Source organism: Collinsella sp. CLA-AP-H1 (assembly GCF_040092945.1).
Taxonomy (GTDB): Bacteria; Actinomycetota; Coriobacteriia; order Coriobacteriales; family Coriobacteriaceae; genus Collinsella.
The window spans coordinates 1-16,533 of record NZ_JBBNKO010000004.1 but is presented as its reverse complement, the minus strand read 5'-3'; the positions used below and the strand labels follow the sequence as shown (position 1 = coordinate 16,533).

Genomic DNA, 16,533 nt, shown 5'->3' with positions numbered 1-16,533 from the left:
CGGGCATTCAGCTGCTATTTCAACAAGTCAACCAGTAAAAACTCTCCGCTCTTACGCTTACTCGTCTCCGCATGGGCCTTAATTGCTTTTACAAGTTTTTCGCCGTTGCCCCAATATTCCTCAAGAAAATCTTTCTCTTTAATTTTGCCTAGCCCAAGACGCTGTTTGCAGAATTCATTAGGCTTAAGTTGCCTGTCCCTTCTGGTCGCAATTCCCCAATCCCGATAGGCACCCTCGGCGTGAATCACAAGCATCTCGATCTCCGGTCGCGTAACAAAACTCAGCACTTTAGTACCGTTCTGCCTGCGCTTTGGAAACTCAAACTTGGGAGCACCGCTATCCACAATCCGTGCGACCGCAAGTCCTTCAGCCCCAGCAGTCTCGTAGTTCATCGAGAAATAGTCGTTTGCAATTTCGGAAGCCTTGCGTTTTCGCGTGTAAGGACGATCAACAATGAGGGCATCTTTGACCACTCGGTCTCTTGGGACGATCAACAAATCGTTGTCATACAGCACCTGAATAACAGCGCCCTCCGCAGTTCCCTCACAGCTAAACAAGACAAAACAACTTGATAGAATGTCTTTTGCCTGATTACCCATTGATGTGCTCGCAAACATACTCGCGCATCGCTTGAACGTCGGGGTACTTAGGCATAGATCCCTTGATTACATTGTTGATAATCACATCGCTCTTTTTGTTCTCAATCCGATTGATACGCTCGGAATACTTGATGAGCTCCGTCTTAAACGAATCGTCGCGCACAAGAACAAAGACATTGTCCTTGCGCCTCAGCACATCAAGAAGCTCCGAGTAATGAGTCGAAAAGAGCAAGGTTGCCCCATGTGGGTTCGTAACAGGAGAAGCAAAAAGCTCAATCACTGTGCCAACAAGTGATCTATTAAGACCCGTTTCAATCTCGTCCACAATCAGATAACCCCCATTTCTGAGAGCAGTTATCGCTTGATTGACCAGCTCAGCGCCCAAGATCGTTCCATTTGACAGAACAGAAGTCGCAATAGCGACATTCATCACTCGCTCCGCTCGCTCACCCTTAAACTTAAGATGGAACACTTGGTTTTCTTTGTTCCAGACAAGATATTCAACACTCGGATCAAAAGCCTGAACAACAGGGGTTGGCAAGCTCGTCAAAGGCAGCGTGCGCTCGGGGGACTCCACCGAGACCACCTTTTTACCCGTGATGACAGACACGATTGACATGTTGTCATCCAGGAAAGTTCGTTGGGCATCGTTAAGAACAAGGTCACCATCATCAGGCCCCTCACGAACCAGAATAGGCTCAGAGACATCCTTCAGACGCTCGATATTCAAAACGACCTTTCTAGAGACGCGTGATGCGGGGCATCTCCAAAGCCATTCGTTCTCAAATGCAAGTGATTCCGCAAAAGAAGTATCCTCCGCAGCTACGCCATCTACTTTGCGAAGCCGAGACTCAATAAGATAGACTGAACCTTTTTCGAAAAATACACAGGCGACATTGACCTGGCGCTCCAAGTTTCCGAGAACATCGGAGCCAGTTGCAAAGCGGCGCATAACAAAGCTGCCAGACATATAACCAAGTACAAAGCGCACAAGGTTGAGAGTCGTTGTCTTACCGGATGCGTTTACGCCAACAACGCCCATTACATTTTGAGAATAGATCGAAGACCCCACCGGTAGCGGGAACACGTCGGCGACATTACCTTCTTCATCGCGAGAAACGCGATCGGAGGCAATAAAATCAAGTTCCAAACGCTTGTCCTTAAACAGCGTGACCCCATCGATTCTTAATTTAAGAAGTTTCACAGCAACCTCCTCTTAGGCAATTCAATTATAAACATTTTTCTTGTTTATAATCCAAGAAACATCATGCCTCCGGATCGTTCAGAGGAAGTCTGAAGAAACAACGTAGCTTGACGAATATAAATACATCCCAAACGGTGACGCATAATTTCTTTTGCTAATTGACCACCGTGCAGCGGAACATGGAGCGTGCCCCGTCATAGAGAGAAGCATCGTTAAATCATCCAGTCTCAAGCGTAATCACAAGTAAGATTTATCAACATAAAAGCTGAAGTGCCAGTTTTTAAGTCGCGTATCAGCATCCCCGCTGTCATCAACAAACTCAGAGAGCATATCCGCACCGTCAGTAATTGGGCAGCGATCGCCCTCGTATTTCATAAAAGGAAAAGCACCATCTCTGGAACCGGCAGCAAACACAAAACCTGATGAATTAATTACCCAACAGACGTATGTATCCTTTCCGCGAGAAAGCAACAACGATCCATTGCAGCCTTTAGGCAAGAAGCAGTTAAACGCCTCATCCAAAGACGAATAGGCACCGGATTCCATCCAACTCCGATTCTCCAAGCTTGCAATTGTCCAATGAAAGGACTTCATCTCTTCCAGATGTGTCCAGTCAAGCCATATCCCATCTTCATCAAACCCGTTACTCCCCTTACCCGATTCAAACCGTTTAACCTTAGCGTTGGCGTTAGCGGCGACCGTGTCGATCTCGCGCTTAAAAGTACCCAAGTAGCAAGCTTTTTCAGACGGGTTTAAACACTCTAGATACTCATGGGCATTCCATCCGTTGAAATGCCTGATATATCGAAAGTTTGGAAGCAACGCCATTGCAATCTTAATAAACTCCTTTGTAGGCAGGTTCTCTTCCGAAACTTTAATCCGCATGGCCATCGATTCAAGCGAGGCATAATAAGCAAGGGCAAGAACATAAGGCATGATAAATACCGGGTACCAAATTGAAAGAAATAGCGAACTTAATTCAACGCCCCAGTCCATAGAAAACCAAGCATTTGAAAGCAGCAACGTTGTTGCAACACAAACAATGATGCACAAAACAACCCTCATGTTTTCAAACAAGCATAGATTGGATACATCACGTCTGGATGAAAATTGGGCATGGCCAATACCCAGAAACAAAAGGACTACTTGAAGAGCAACTTCAAACGGAATAGGGAAGCAGACCAGATTGATATAGAAAGACGCTAGTGCACCAAAGCGGACCTCAGGCACAATCAATTCGTTTTTAATTGAAGTGACCGATGTTGCCTTAGATGCAATTAACATAGAGGGAAACCCAACAAATACAACCTCAAGAATCGTGTCCAGCAAGATACCCGTATTCCAAAACCCGAATTCAAACGCTCCGTATATCAAAAGCGCAGAGTACGTTACAAGAATGAGCGCAGGAATCAGAATTTTGGGGCTTAGCGCACACTTGACAACATCAGCAAACGATTTAATAACGCTTAACAACTTACCCTTAGTCAGAAGATAAATCGCTATAAGACCCATCAATATAATTGATGCATATTCACGGTTATCCATTTGTCCGATGAGAGTTGCAACCACCCATTGGACTCCACTGAGGATCAATCAAGCCCCTCCTTAGCCATGTTGAATCTAGACTCAAGATCACGCCGGGAATGTTGGTGCAAACGCGCCGACGACCAGCCATGCGTCGCCGAAGCCCTATGGAAGTCTGCGAACCATGAGGCGGCCCTCGAGGAGGAGCTTGTGCATGAGGTTCTTCCCGTGGTCTTTGTTGTCGAAAGACTCGCCGTAGGCAGCCAAGAGCTTCGTCACGTTTTTATGAACTTCCCTGCGAGCCTTTTCGACCATAACCTTCTCGGTCTCACCCTTCTTGCCATGAGGCCTATAGTAGAAGACGAGCCTCGTATCGCCACCGTAGAGGTCCACGGCATCGAAGATCGACTGAAAGTAGGAGTAGTCGGCCTCGGAAAGGGAGTGGCCGAAGAACTTGATGAAGCCCATCGAAGCGCCGTTTGACGACTTCGGCCGAACGACCCTCTGGAAGTCGACGGGGTCCTGCGCGAGCAGCCTGTAGGTCTTGGTGAACGGTATGGCCACGCTGGTGGGCCTGATCCCCTTCGCGTCTATGCCGAAGACGATGCCGTGCTCGTAGTCGCTCGCCCTACCGTGTATGTTGCAGAAGCAGTCGATGCCGAGGGCGTCGGAAAGGCGAACGTTGCTCGACAGGGGCTCGGTGTAGTTGAAGCTGAGGACGGAGGTCGAGGGGGGCACGCCATCTTCGTCAACCAGGTCTCTGCAGATGCGCTCCATCCGGGTCGCGGCGGAGTCGAGGTAGCCGGGCGTCCGCTGCACAAGGTCGTTGAGGTAGGTGGCGAAATACGACTCGTAGCGGTTCAGGTCGGCAAGGGACAGCGCGGCGAGCACGCTGCCGTCCAGCTTTCGGTCCCTCAGCCAATTGCTCAGCACATAGGAATAGACGGCATTGGTGCGCGCGGTCTGCGAGGGCTTGACCGAAGGATCGAGGACACATTCCGGGAGCCGGAGCATCTGGGGATCCTTCTGCCCGCTTTTGTACAGCCACCGCCTAATCTGGTGTTCGACGTCGCACCAGCGCCAATTATGCCCCTTCTCCTGCTTGAGAATGAGATCCCAGATAGTGGTGTTCTCCGGATGGGCAACCAAATCGGATTTCGCTCGGTAGTCGTGAAAGTCGGAGAAGCTCGATTTGAGGTCGCAGGAAAGATCGAACCCGTTGCCGATTACGATGAGCTGATACATCAGACACCTCCTCTACGCAAGCATGAAGGCACAGGCCATGCAGTGAGTCTTTTCTTCAACGGTCAAACTAGACGATATAATATCTTTGAGCCACTTGACCATAACGTGTGAGTCTTGCCATAGAGCCTGCATACCCATCGATTCAGCGACCAACGGCGAACCCGTCGTAAAAAGAGACATTAGTATTTCCTCCACACCATGCGGTCAACGATGCCGGTGTAGGACTGGATGATACGGACGACCTTGGGGGCCACGTCGTCCTGGTAGTCCGGCACGGGGATTCCGTGGAGGCCATCCTCCGTGAGCGCAACCGCCGTGCGCACGGCGTTGAGCAGGCCCCGCTCGTCGATGCCCGCGAGCACGAAGCATCCCTTGTCAAGCGCCTCGGGGCGCTCGCTGCTCGTGCGGATGCAGACCGCCGGGAGCGGGCGGCCGACGCTCGCGAAGAAGCTCGACTCCTCGGGGAGGGTACCGGGGTCAGAGACGACGCGGTAAGCGCTGGACTGCAGCTTGTTGTAGTCGTGGAAGCCCATGGGCTCGTGGGTGCGCACCAGGGGATGCGCCTGGAAGCCCGAGGCCTCCAGGCGCTTGCGGGAGCGGGGGTGGCAGCTGTAGAGGATGGACTTTCCGTATTCCTCGGCGAGGGCGTTTATCGCGCCGAAGAGGGACGTGAAGTTCGCTTCGGTGTCAATGTTTTCCTCGCGGTGGGCGGAGAGCAGGAAGTAGCCTCCCGGCTCCAGGCCCTCGCGCTCCAGCACGTCACTCGCATCGATGGCCGCCAGGTTCGTGCGCAGCACCTCCGCCATGGGCGAGCCCGTCACGTAGGTGCGCTCCGTCACGCAGCCCGTCGCGAGCAGGTAGCGCCGCGCGTGATCGCTGTAGGCGAGTTCACGTCGCTGATGACGTCCACGATGCGGCGGCTCGTCTCCTCGGGCAGGCACTCGTCCTTGCAGCGGTTGCCGGCCTCCATGGGTTCCAGTACTCATACGCCCTAGCTGGGCTCCTTGTTCGGAACGTGGTTCCGGAGCGAATTAGCACTCCAATGCCAGAGCGGCTGTGCCGGCCGCCCGTGAGCGATACCGCTCTTTCGAAGAGACATCAAATGGAGCTTGAGCAGCCCTGTCGCCAACAGTGCCCTCAACTGAAAACGCGTGCAACAACCTCGATACCATGTGCTACGGTGTCTATGCGAGCTTAGTTAAGTGCGGCAGCTCGCAAAAACATTTCTACAGTGTTTGAGGAAATGCGCCGCACAGAGAGACATCGCGGCGAAACCGCATCACCGCGCGCCGTTCGGGAAGACGACCTGCAGCTGCCCGCCAGCCCAAGTCGGTAACAGGTCAGAGCCTAATGACAGCCAGGGCCAAATGCGGGCACAGCCACTTCACCAAAGACGAACGGAGACCTGAAATCAGATGATCGACCTGAGAGAGTACTATCTCGATAACATTTCAGAGAACGACTACTACTATCACTTTTTCTCACTTATCGAAGGCGTGAACAGAACTTACAACGTCTTCTACGGGAAGGATGAGACACAGGGATTCGAGTTCCTAGTCCACGACGAGATAGAAGCGATAGAGAAGTTCCGGCAGCTGTGTCAACCAGAAAACGAGCCGAATAGGAAAGAGGACAGGTGCTGGTTCTATGTCGTCGCCTACTATCTGAACGCACACGGCTATATCATCGATCAATTCCCCGACGTACTGCGCAGGCCCCCGAAAGAACCATCCAGTTTTACATACGGGACAATCAGGGACAGAGCCATATCGCTTGGGCTCGACGATGATGGCACGGTACGCTGGGCGACCCGCCGCGCGATGGTTGCCGACATGACCTTCGTGCGCAAGGCGTCCTCGGTGGCAATCGGCGATAATCTGAACAAGAGGATCCAGCTCATCTCCGCAGGCAATTCGCGATTCGAGGAGATGGAGGACAACGAGAAGCTCAGGGAGATCGCGAACCTGATCGAGAACCCGCTGAAAGAGAACGGGAAGTTCATACAACCTGACTACTCGAAGGCGACGCTTGGACTCGTCGACGACAATACGGTGAAGAGCTTCAGATACAAGATCCAGTGTTTCAGGCACTCGAGCAAGGAATCACTGGAAGAGAGAGCAAGGCTAACCGATGGACAAAAAAGGTTCCTGGTCGACTTCGGCGTGACAATCTGCAAGGCAATTTACTCTCTCGTCGAATAGCGCCATTCGCGCCGCCTCTCCCGTTGTCAACGATAGCCGCAGCTCTTGTTTCCATGCGAATTAACAAAACGAAGACGAAATAATCAACCGAAGATGAGGAAAGTCATGTTCGCTTAAAAGCGGCTTAGAATTTCGCCATCATGTGTATTAGCCGATTTAGGCCACGCGTATTGGGCTAATAAACCATTCGACCAATTAAGCTAATTGCTTTGTCACTGGCATGCGAGCAGTTTAATCAAGACGACAAGAGCGCGCTCAAATTGTTGCCTGCAGCAGCTAGCCAAGTATAGATACCATCCTGTTTCCAAATTCGGTCCTACGATAAACCCTTTCTTCTTTCTCGATATCGCCGGGATCGTCGAAGGTGAGCGTCTCGTCTACTACGTCCCACTGCTGCCGATGGATATCCTCAATCAGCAATCCAAGTCCGGTTAATCGAAGCAGAACTTCTGTATCTTTGCCTCTGAGCGTCTGAAAAGTTTCCTTTTCTCGAAGCATCTCGTAGTCTCCAGGTAGAAATCTGTCCAGCGTCTCTGCGAACAAACGAAGATCGCCCCAGCTAATTTCTTTATCTAGATAGGCCTCATAAATCTTTGCTAGTCGCCGCGCTTTGTCCTCCTCAATGTATCTTTCGAGCAGGATAAGCAGGTACTCAATATCGCGCTTCCTATTTGACTCTTCAAAGTATTGCTTGTACTTTTTCCTCGAGCCATTTTCAAAAGAGTCGCGGTTGAACTCATCGAGGAAACACGCATACTTCTTCAGTAGGTGCGCATTGTGGATATTGTTTCCGATTTTATAGATGCTCACTGCGCTTGAGATGACGGGAATGTCCTTCAAGAACTCGTTTTGGAGAATTTCGTCCAGACCAACCTCTGCGACATTCGAAATAAGTTCGAGAGAGTCGCTGCAAATAGTTGGCCTTGCGTCGTCTTGCAAGCGCGTTAGAACGGCCTTAGTTGATTCCTCCGTGTTTGCCATAAGATTACCTTTCATAATAATTTGCCAGTTTTAGCATGCGTTTGTACCGCCGCTTTCTACCCAGTTCACCTATATTGCCTAGTTCGCAGTCATCCGAGCATGGCGGCTCACTGCGACATGCTGCGGAACGTTGGTGGGACAGCGCTGGGACAAAAATCGAAACACAAGCGAAACTCGGACAGGTTGAGTTTCGATATCTATCCCAATGGTAAACGGGGTATGGTTTAGGCCGAAGCGCCTGAGACTTGTCCTAATTCTAGGTGTCAAAGTCGATTACTGCCTGTCGTGGAATAGCCCCCACTTTTCGTCTTCGATGTCTCCTTCAATTGATGACTTCACTTTTGACAGCCATTCTCTGTGTTTTAAATATGCAACACCTGCGGGCAGCTGAGCAGCAATCGAGTCAATCGCCTCAATCTCCTTGAGCTTTGCTGGAATAAAGCCTTTTTCAGGGGACCCGCTCATTGAAGATCGACGGAGATCCAAATGGTTGATCGATATCCCGTCTTTATCGAGCGTCAGAATGAGGGTGATAGCCCTAACCCTCGCCTCGTCATTGCAATCGGACAAGGCCCAGCTTATTCTATCGAGACTATTTGCGTCGGCGATCCTTTCGCGGATGGTATATTCCAGGCGCTCCCAAAAAATATCGCTCGAGAGCGCATTTGCATCATGAACGGGAAACAAAAAGGCTATTTCATACCTGCCGAGTGGTTTGCTCAGCGCTTCATCGATCATTGCTTTCAGCAGATTCCAAGCGTGATCGTCCTGGACGGTCCAAAACGAGCTGATTCTTCGCAGGAGATCGTGCCTTTGTCGGTAGTCGAGGTTGGCAGCGTATTCCAAAAAACGGTCAATCATTGAACTGTCAAGGCGTAAAAGGCAGCGTAGGAAAGCGAGGTTATAGTCGAAAGAAGGGCGTCCTTCAAGTGCGAGAAAATACAGGTTGACAGCCGGTGAGGGATTGGATCCGAAGTACGAATCTAGAGCGGAGACGCGCTTTTCGTCTCCGCAGTTGCCGAAAAACCGCCAAACCTCATCATTGTGTGTATGTTCGGAAAACCTAAAAGCATATTTGAGCATATAGCCAGGATGCTTTGGCTCGACTATCTCCAAATCTTCCAAGCAGAGATGCGTTCTGCCGTCATCGAGTCTTGCGAGGATCTCGTCGAGCTCCTCCTTGTCGGGCCCGCTCTTTATTGCTAGCAAATCAAGATAGTCAAACAGGGCCGGATGGTCACTCACGTCGAGCACCGCGCCCAGCTCGTTTCTAAGGACCCTCCTGCCGATGGCTTCAGCAAGGTAATCAAGTGCTTCATACGGAACGGGGATCGTCGAGGGCAACGATGCGATATTGCGTGCGATTATGCTTGAAGCGGTATCTGGGGTCCTTTTGGCAATTTCCAGAAGGACTTTTCCGATAGCCCTGCCCGGCTCCCACTCTTTACCGGAAATCTCATAATCTTCGGCCAGCTTTCCCAGGGCTTCGGTCAGTCGTTCTAGCGGTAACTCTTCCGCGGATATTCTAGGTTCTTTCTCTTCGAGAGACCAAGAGTTCTCCAAGCCAAGCGCGTCGAATGTGCTCTGGCGGAACCCATCGAGGCTCAGAGGGGAGTTCTGCGCGCATGTTTCGTAAATCTGGTTGATGCTTAAGCCGCATGAAAGATCGGTTGTCGAGTCTTCGCTTATATATTTGGGGAATAGCTCTTCGATCCTCGAGAGCACCGAATGCATGTTTTCTGCGTGCTCCGCTTCAGGTTCTTTGCCATAGAACGAGAAGTGCTGCCGAAAGGTGGATTTAACTTGCCTGCTGAATTCGGTTTCGACTAGAACGGAGAGCGCCCGGAAGCAATGGGCGTGGAGCTCGGCCAACTCTGATGTGAAACTGAAGGTCAGGGTGTTGTATGTGTACGTTATGCCATTTTGCCAAACGCGCTGGGCCCTTGAAGAGAGGTATGAACTCGTCAAGACGATCAGACATGCTGCAACATTGCGGGAATGCGATTGTTGATATTTTTGAGCGAGGGCATCGAGTTTGCTGTTTTCCAAATCGAATCCCGTACGATCGAGATCGTAAGCGAAAGCGCCGTCCGGCCCGCATGCCCAGTTGTACTCGGCCGCTCGCTCGGTGCCTCTTTCTACACACTTCACGAACAACTCGGAGGCTGTTTGCGAATACTCGCTTGAGTTCATCAGGGATACAGAAATTTGCAGGGGCATAGATCCGTCGGATGTCGAATTCATGCCGAGAATTTCTTCCGATACGTCAGCGCAATCAGCGTTTTCGATGCGGTTTGAGGCAAAGGCGAGCGCCTGTATGGGGAGGAATTGATTGAATGTGACTATGAACTGATCGGCAATTCGCGCATCCCGATTCTTTATTTCATCCCAAGCTTTCTCGCATTCCCTTCGAAGGTAGTCGTACACGCTCGCACTTCCGCACACTTCAGCCATTGACTTGGCGGCTTTGAGATACGGCGCGTTCGGCATTTCTGCGGTATGCAGAATGAAATCCGCAAAACTGCCGTTCCCTTCTTTTGCGAAGTGGCGGCATATCAAGAAGTCGCGAAGATTCTGCTCTTCCATTCTTATGGCTAGCACACCATCGGCGGAGGTAAGGATCGTGACAATTTCCTGGTCGTTCAATCTGGATGCAAAATCCCGAATCTCGGCGTCGTCGTACCCCAGCCCCAAGAGTTCCTCGTAACAAGGGTCTCCTTCAATAAGATCGCAGCAGTCGTAGATTGCAAGGTTCTCTGCGAGACGCTGCTCCCTGCTGGAGTACCCAGCTAAAGCAGAATTCATATAGATGTTCAAAAGATCGTATGGCTCTTGGATGGCTTCGAAATTGCCGTCTGCTATGGGGCTTGCTGCCATGATAGCCAAGCGCAGGTTTCCGTTTGCGATTGCCGATACTCTCTCCCTCAGTGCTATGTTTTTTATGTTGTATTCGGTCTCGAGTATCGCTTCTATATTTTCCGCGGTTAGAGGCTCCAGCTCTATTTCTCTGAAATTTAGATAACTGCCGATTTTTGCGGTCAACTCGCTTCGGTGCATCTTCCTGCAGGTGAGGACAATCTTTAGCTTTTTGTTTTCCAAACAGATTCCCAGCAAGTGCTCAAGTGACAGGTTGCCGTTTGCATCATCGACTAGAAGGATAATGTTTTCCGACTCCGACAAAATCAGCTCGATATCATCGTCGAGATGCGATGAATACCTAGAGTCCAAGATAAGAAGATCCCAGTGATGCCGTTTGCTGAATGAGAGGCATGCGTCGAGGGCGATCTTGGTTTTCCCCGATCCAGACTGCCCCTGAATCACCACTGCCTTGTTTTGCTCTATCGATTCGACGATGACTGAAAACTCGGAATCCCTGTGCATGAGGAGCTTCGACAGGTCGGTTGAGAAACGGTCGTTCAGGCTTCGCTCGATGAAGCGGTCTGGGGCGATGAATGATCCCTTTCCGAGTGGAACGCCCAATACCGTATGCGCTAGCGCAGGGTATTTTCCATCAAGGTCGCTCGCAATTGTCTCTGGCCCGATTATTTCTATCCGTGGATCGATGGCACGGACCTCCTCGAGTACCAGAGGTGAAAGGCGAAAGTATGTGTGGCACAGGATGATTCGATCTATGAGTTGCGGATTGATTCCGGTTTTGCTCCTGTCGAGGCAGTCTTTAGCATCATTTAGCAGCTTATTGCGGATGTCGGATTTAGAGGTTGTGTATGCCGCGAAGAGGTAGTGTCCATTCTCTCCTACGGAGTACATGTCTGGCACTCCGGTCGTGGTTTTATCCGTGCCGCATTGGGATCCTAATTCAATGATGTTGTTAAGCGAATATCTCCTATATAGATACTGATTTGCTAGTGTTTGAAAACGCCCGCCTTCGATCTGCCTTAGCTCTTCTTGGATCTGATTTATTTGGGACATTTTGCTCCTCGCGATAAATTCGCCTTTTGATTTCTCTTTTCTTACTCTAGTCCGCCTACCTCAGCAAGCCTTACAAGCTCGAGGGACGAGTCGACGACGTCCTCGAAGTCAAGCCCCGCCGCATAGGCCCTCGGATAAGGAGAGCGGAGGGCGCGTGACCCCGTCGGAAATGGCCGCCGTTAGGTGCGTGTTCGAGAGCTGCGCGGCGGAGCTGGATGGAGCCTGGGCAAGGCATTAGGGCATCCTCGTCCTTGTCGTAAGACTGCCATTAGAAGATCTTCTGCAAATCCTAAGCCACGTTTCAACTTGGCAACAGCTGCGGATCCTAGATATCGGCAAGACATTCGAGACTCTTGGATATGGCGTCGAAATAGATCCTTTGGTAATACTCCATGGTCTCGACCTTGCCGATCTCCGATCCGAGCCTCTTGGCCCAAGCTACGAGGGCCTTCCTGTCCTCGCCCTCGAGCGAGGCCGTGCACGACCTCATGTGGTCGCCCGGAAAAAGGACACTGTGCACAAGCCGAATATCTTCGGGAGGCATCTTCTCCATCGCCCTCGCGAGGAGGGAAGTGTCGAGGGAAATGAGCGACAGGATGGGTTCCGACCAGTCATCTGATTTCGAGAAAGCCAGATAGAGCTTCGTCGCGAATTGGTCGGGGGCGTTTATCAGGACGTTGCCAAGAGACTCCGACTCCCGTTCGCGTAGCGTCGTCAAGGCGAGCTCCCTCAGCCTGTCGACCTCCTCCAAAGCCGGAATCTCATGCGCTTCGCTCGAGTCGAAAGGGATCTCCTGCCATTCGACTCGATTCTTTCCGATTGACCTCACTGCAGACTCGGGATCCCGTCCAATGGAGGATTCCATCGCCTTGACGAGCGGCGCGACCCCTTCGGGAAAGGCGTCAGCAAATTCCCCCGCAATGCCTTTGACGGCACGCAGGACGTCGGGATAGACGTCGAACGACAAGCCGCGGCTCCCGTCCCCGGGGACAATCCCGGCGACTAAAGTCTCCACCATGCCAAGGACATCGGCATCGCGGAAAGTGGCGTGTCTGATGCCTTCGATACATTCAATAGCTTTCCGCGCGGCCGGCCCGTCGGGATGAAAGGTCGCAAGGTAATCTTCCAGGCAGGAACGAACATGCTTGGAATCAACCCCCTCACACCTCTCGAAAAAGCGGGGGATGAAGTCCAGAGCGGCGTATTTGAGCCGGTGCGACTCGAAAATGCCACCCCTAAGGATGGAATCCTCCCGGCTTGACGGAGGCCCGATGCGCATCCCCTTCGCCGCCCCCGCTGCAAAGCCGAAAGCCTCTTTGAAAACTGCCCTGGCAGACTCCGGGTCGGTGGGTTCAGCGAAGAACCCGGATTCCTTCATCCCGACCAGCACGGGGCGCATCTTGCTGAGGGATCGCAAGTTCGGCGATTCGCTTCCTTCAATCGCCGAAACGGCGTCCTCGAGCGCGCCTGGGTAGATGCCGCCCAGCACGCCTCCCAGAACGCGTTCCACAACCGAGCCGACCGAGGGCCTGAACCGGCACTTCCGCCAGACGGTCTTCTCGATGAGGCTCTCGTACTCCCTGGTCGTCCCCTTCTCCCCCTTCGGTCCTAGCCCTTTCCTCCACTCATCCTCGTTGCAGACGAGGAGGACCTTCTTCCTGCAGCCAACGACGAGGTGGTCGACCGCCCCGAGCAGCTCGCGAATGCCCATGTCGCACCTCTCCACGTCGTCTATGACGAGGAGGGTCTCGGGGCCGATGATGAGGTTCACGGCATTCAGCGGCGCCATCTTGAGATCGACGCCCGCCTTCTTCTCCAGCTCCCTGATCTTTTTCCCGAGGAACGATATTCCCGTGTCCTTGGCGAACCCGACGAGTGAATCCCACCTGCCCCTCTCCCCGCCGGCCGCGCACCCTATGGCGTATTTCGAGATGAAACCAGACTCAATCGCCCCGCAGAGCTCCGCTAAGTCCTTGGCGCCGTAGGCGGACGCCACCACGACGGGATGCCGGCTCTCATCCTCCTCCAGCTTCTCGGTCAGTGCGTGCTCGACAAAGTAGGTTTTCCCGCATCCCCATTCCCCGGTAAGCATGAGGGCGTACGAGTTCTCCTTGTCCTCGATGTACTCCCTCACGACGCCGATGATGTCATCCTCGTTCACCTTGGTCGCTCCTTGTCCGCCATCGGTTTCCACCCTTACCTTTCCTATGGCCAGGCGAGAGCCTACTCCAGCGCTTTCGGATCCCATTCGAACCCTTCGGCCTGCCGCCTTATCGCCGGGTCGATGCACTTCTTGACGAGCTCAAGCGCCGCGGCCGCGCGGTGCAAGCTAGTGGATGACCATTTCAAACAAATCTTTCGCGATAAAATCAACGCGCTTCTTAACGTCAAAACAACCATTCGCATAGCGTTTAGCAAAAGCTCTTGTAGTGGCATAACGCGATTCAGCGTATATGGGCAGCTTTTCCTTAAGCGATTTGTCTTTACATTTCGCGTTAAGTCGCTCTTCTAGCATGAGCAAGTTCCCAATAATCGAGTTTTCCTGAGCCTGCGAATCCGGAAGAATGTGCTCTATTGTGAATGCCTCAGAAACCCTAACACCAGACTTAAGCTCCTCGAGCAAGGCAAGGACCAACTTGCAGCGATCCTTCAACTTTGTTTCGCTATACAACGGCCACGAATGAGACCATCCAAGCGAAAGGAGATTAATTCGAAATGTTTCTTCTGAAGGCAGTTTTTCGTTAAAACTATTTTTCCACTCATCTAACACTTGCTGGGTGCAGTTCAACTCGATTGCGTATGAGTGTTTCACGATCGAATCCGATAGGTGGTTCGACTCCATTCCCCCGATTATCTTATAGCAAATATAGAACCGGTAAATAAATCCAATCGCATCATCATACTGCTCGCTCGTTAGCTGCTCTATTTCGCGAGCGTGCATTAAACTCATAAGAAGCGGCCTGAAGACGCGGACATTGTGTGTTCTTAAGAAACTCAAGATTTCCGCATTTCTGTCATCGCTGGTTGGCTCGACAATCTCTGCATAATATCCGGCTTTTAGCCTTAAATCATAGAGAAGATCAGCAGCCTTCTTTGGATCGTAAAATCCCTTATTTTCTTATATGCTCCATCCTTGTCGCCTTGACCTAGGCGATATTTTTGAATTGCGTAGTGACGCAAAAAAGCTTTCATGTTCGAGCCGACTGTTGCTTCAATTTCCGACCATACCTGTTTTGCATCATCGCGCTTTTCTATAGGATGGATATAGCGCATAATATAGTTCTTCAGAAGCTCATGGTCCTCAAGCTCGATACCTCGCGCATTCAATATTTCGAATATTGTGTACGAATCTTCCTCAGACGATGATTTGATGTTTACATATGCGACAGAAATGACCGCATCCCTGAAGGCCAGCAACTCCTCATCCTTCATCTTGGCGAAACTTGCACTGAAATATTGGAAGGCTTTAACGATCAGTTCGTCTTTTGATCCGGACGCGCGTTTGCTCTTCGAGAAAGCCACAGCAGACATGGCAGCCGCATCTTCAGGAGAGATAGCAATTACTCCTTCGACGATCCTCGTTAATGATAAATGATTCTCCGGAGCGACGATCGCGTGCTCAACATCCTTAGTATCTATCGCCACTAGATATTTTTTTGTGCCATTAGCGTGGTTAATCATATTCCTTTTCTTGAAAGCGAACATGAGGCTAGACAGCAAGAGCGTTAGGGTAATAACTCTTTGTTGACCATCAATTATTGTAAAAACCCCGAGGCTGTCTTCTTCTTCTTCCTCCATCAGCACTATCGAACCGATGAAATGCGGCGTAGCAACTTCCTCTGTCACAAGCTTGATGTCTTCGAATAGATCTTTCCAGTTATGCTCATCCCACACGTAAGCGCGCTGATTGCGAGGGATTCTATAGATTGAGTCATTAAGCAGCTTTCCAACCGTACTCTGACGTGCTTCAAATGCCATGTTGATCCCTTGCCTTCGCAATAGTTTTGTCGGCCTTGCCGCCTCTCGGCGTCACCAACGCCTTCGCTACAATAAAAGTCGGCACATCGCCGAGCAGGGCCGCCTTTTCGCTCGCGAACATGCCGACTGCCCCAATCAATCTCCGTCGCTGCCATCATCGTCGATTAACCAACATGTCAGCAGCAGGCAATCGTCACGTCCACAGTCCATTCTATATGCCGGCTGAGCATGGGGCGCATCTTAATCGCCAAGATATCCAGGAAGCCCGAGCTTCCAGGGAAATGCCTTCAGACGCCTTACGTTGGGTAGGCCCCCTACAGAGATCTATTGGCCGTGCACCGCAAACAACGCGTTAGGCCGTTGCACGCAATCGGCCAGCCACCCAGCATCCCCAATCCGCGTCACAACTCCCTACCCCGCTCCAGCCATCGTCATCTCCATACAGTGTCCAAACCCACACCAATAAAACCAACCCACGCAACAAGCAGCCCTCGCTTAGCAACCCAAACACCACCACAAGCCAGCAAGCAATCACCAGTCTGCGTTCGCAACATCGCTTGGAACGGCAAATGCTTACCGCGCCCTTGAAACACGCCAAACTCGTCTACAACCTGCGGTTTTTCGTTTATACTGCAATCGTTGAAATGCCGGTACGCTTGCAGAATCGTACCTGTTCCGATTACAGACGATATGAGCAGGACATAAAAACATTGAGAGCCCCTGCTGCATGAAAGACCGCGGATCAGGCCGACAATGGTGAGTGTCTAATCCAACCGTGGCGGCCACGCCGCATTCATGGAAGGGGCTCCCATGCTCGATACTACCACCTTCGTCGGCCTCGACGTCCACGCCCGCTCGATAAAGGCAGTCT

12 protein-coding genes are annotated in these 16,533 nt (G+C 51.6%); 1 reads left to right on the top strand and 11 read right to left on the bottom strand.

Annotated features, from left to right (window positions below; translation table 11 throughout):
- Window positions 1-14: 14 nt before the first annotated feature.
- The 5 genes from AAAV44_RS03235 to AAAV44_RS03215 form a co-directional block, all read right to left on the bottom strand.
- On the bottom strand, window positions 15-599 hold the full coding sequence (locus AAAV44_RS03235; protein ID WP_117820295.1) for a hypothetical protein: 585 nt from the start codon (window positions 597-599) through the stop codon (window positions 15-17).
- On the bottom strand, window positions 592-1,803 hold the full coding sequence (locus AAAV44_RS03230) for an ATP-binding protein (RefSeq protein WP_117820296.1): 1,212 nt from the start codon (window positions 1,801-1,803) through the stop codon (window positions 592-594). The genes AAAV44_RS03235 and AAAV44_RS03230 overlap by 8 nt, the downstream gene beginning before the upstream one ends.
- 237 nt (window positions 1,804-2,040) lie before the next feature.
- Window positions 2,041-3,396, bottom strand: coding sequence for a hypothetical protein (locus AAAV44_RS03225; RefSeq protein ID WP_349114537.1), 1,356 nt, complete (start codon window positions 3,394-3,396; stop codon window positions 2,041-2,043).
- A 96-nt stretch (window positions 3,397-3,492) separates the two neighbouring features.
- Complete coding sequence (locus tag AAAV44_RS03220) at window positions 3,493-4,572, bottom strand: AbiH family protein (protein WP_099431616.1); 1,080 nt, start codon at window positions 4,570-4,572, stop codon at window positions 3,493-3,495.
- A gap of 179 nt (window positions 4,573-4,751) precedes the next feature.
- A complete protein-coding gene (locus AAAV44_RS03215) occupies window positions 4,752-5,558 on the bottom strand; it encodes a UDP-N-acetylglucosamine 2-epimerase (RefSeq protein ID WP_349114536.1) in 807 nt (268 codons plus the stop codon).
- A 429-nt stretch (window positions 5,559-5,987) separates the two neighbouring features.
- On the opposite strand from AAAV44_RS03215, the gene AAAV44_RS03210 reads away from it, so the two are divergent.
- Window positions 5,988-6,773 carry a hypothetical protein gene (locus AAAV44_RS03210; RefSeq protein WP_349114535.1) on the top strand — a complete coding sequence of 262 codons (786 nt, stop codon included), beginning with the start codon at window positions 5,988-5,990 and terminating at the stop codon, window positions 6,771-6,773.
- A 276-nt stretch (window positions 6,774-7,049) separates the two neighbouring features.
- Here AAAV44_RS03210 and AAAV44_RS03205 read toward each other — a convergent pair whose 3' ends face one another.
- From AAAV44_RS03205 to AAAV44_RS03180, 6 genes are all read right to left on the bottom strand, one after another.
- The gene (locus AAAV44_RS03205) at window positions 7,050-7,754 is read right to left on the bottom strand and encodes a hypothetical protein (protein WP_099431614.1); all 705 of its coding nucleotides are present in this window, start codon (window positions 7,752-7,754) and stop codon (window positions 7,050-7,052) included.
- A 273-nt stretch (window positions 7,755-8,027) separates the two neighbouring features.
- Window positions 8,028-11,684, bottom strand: coding sequence for a hypothetical protein (locus tag AAAV44_RS03200; RefSeq protein WP_349114532.1), 3,657 nt, complete (start codon window positions 11,682-11,684; stop codon window positions 8,028-8,030).
- Between the two features lie 325 nt (window positions 11,685-12,009).
- Window positions 12,010-13,845 carry a P-loop NTPase fold protein gene (locus AAAV44_RS03195; protein ID WP_349114530.1) on the bottom strand — a complete coding sequence of 612 codons (1,836 nt, stop codon included), beginning with the start codon at window positions 13,843-13,845 and terminating at the stop codon, window positions 12,010-12,012.
- Between the two features lie 168 nt (window positions 13,846-14,013).
- Complete coding sequence (locus AAAV44_RS03190; protein ID WP_349114528.1) at window positions 14,014-14,625, bottom strand: DUF1524 domain-containing protein; 612 nt, start codon at window positions 14,623-14,625, stop codon at window positions 14,014-14,016.
- 122 nt (window positions 14,626-14,747) lie between these two features.
- Window positions 14,748-15,662, bottom strand: a complete 915-nt coding sequence (locus AAAV44_RS03185) for a DUF262 domain-containing protein (RefSeq protein ID WP_349114527.1) — start codon at window positions 15,660-15,662, stop codon at window positions 14,748-14,750.
- Window positions 15,652-15,783 carry a hypothetical protein gene (locus AAAV44_RS03180; protein ID WP_255413097.1) on the bottom strand — a complete coding sequence of 44 codons (132 nt, stop codon included), beginning with the start codon at window positions 15,781-15,783 and terminating at the stop codon, window positions 15,652-15,654. The genes AAAV44_RS03185 and AAAV44_RS03180 overlap by 11 nt, the downstream gene beginning before the upstream one ends.
- Between the last annotated feature and the right edge of the window lie 750 nt (window positions 15,784-16,533).

Bases quoted from the DNA above. Each gene is read 5' to 3' on its own strand.
- AAAV44_RS03235 (WP_117820295.1), bottom strand. From the start codon at position 599: ATGGGTAATCAGGCAAAAGACATTCTATCAAGTTGTTTTGTCTTGTTT.
- AAAV44_RS03220 (WP_099431616.1), bottom strand. From the start codon at position 4,572: ATGTATCAGCTCATCGTAATCGGCAACGGGTTCGATCTTTCCTGCGAC.
- AAAV44_RS03215 (WP_349114536.1), bottom strand. From the start codon at position 5,558: ATGAGTACTGGAACCCATGGAGGCCGGCAACCGCTGCAAGGACGAGTG.
- AAAV44_RS03210 (WP_349114535.1), top strand. From the start codon at position 5,988: ATGATCGACCTGAGAGAGTACTATCTCGATAACATTTCAGAGAACGAC.
- AAAV44_RS03205 (WP_099431614.1), bottom strand. From the start codon at position 7,754: ATGGCAAACACGGAGGAATCAACTAAGGCCGTTCTAACGCGCTTGCAA.
- AAAV44_RS03200 (WP_349114532.1), bottom strand. From the start codon at position 11,684: ATGTCCCAAATAAATCAGATCCAAGAAGAGCTAAGGCAGATCGAAGGC.
- AAAV44_RS03190 (WP_349114528.1), bottom strand. From the start codon at position 14,625: ATGCACGCTCGCGAAATAGAGCAGCTAACGAGCGAGCAGTATGATGAT.
- AAAV44_RS03185 (WP_349114527.1), bottom strand. From the start codon at position 15,662: ATGGCATTTGAAGCACGTCAGAGTACGGTTGGAAAGCTGCTTAATGAC.
- AAAV44_RS03180 (WP_255413097.1), bottom strand. From the start codon at position 15,783: ATGTTCGCGAGCGAAAAGGCGGCCCTGCTCGGCGATGTGCCGACTTTT.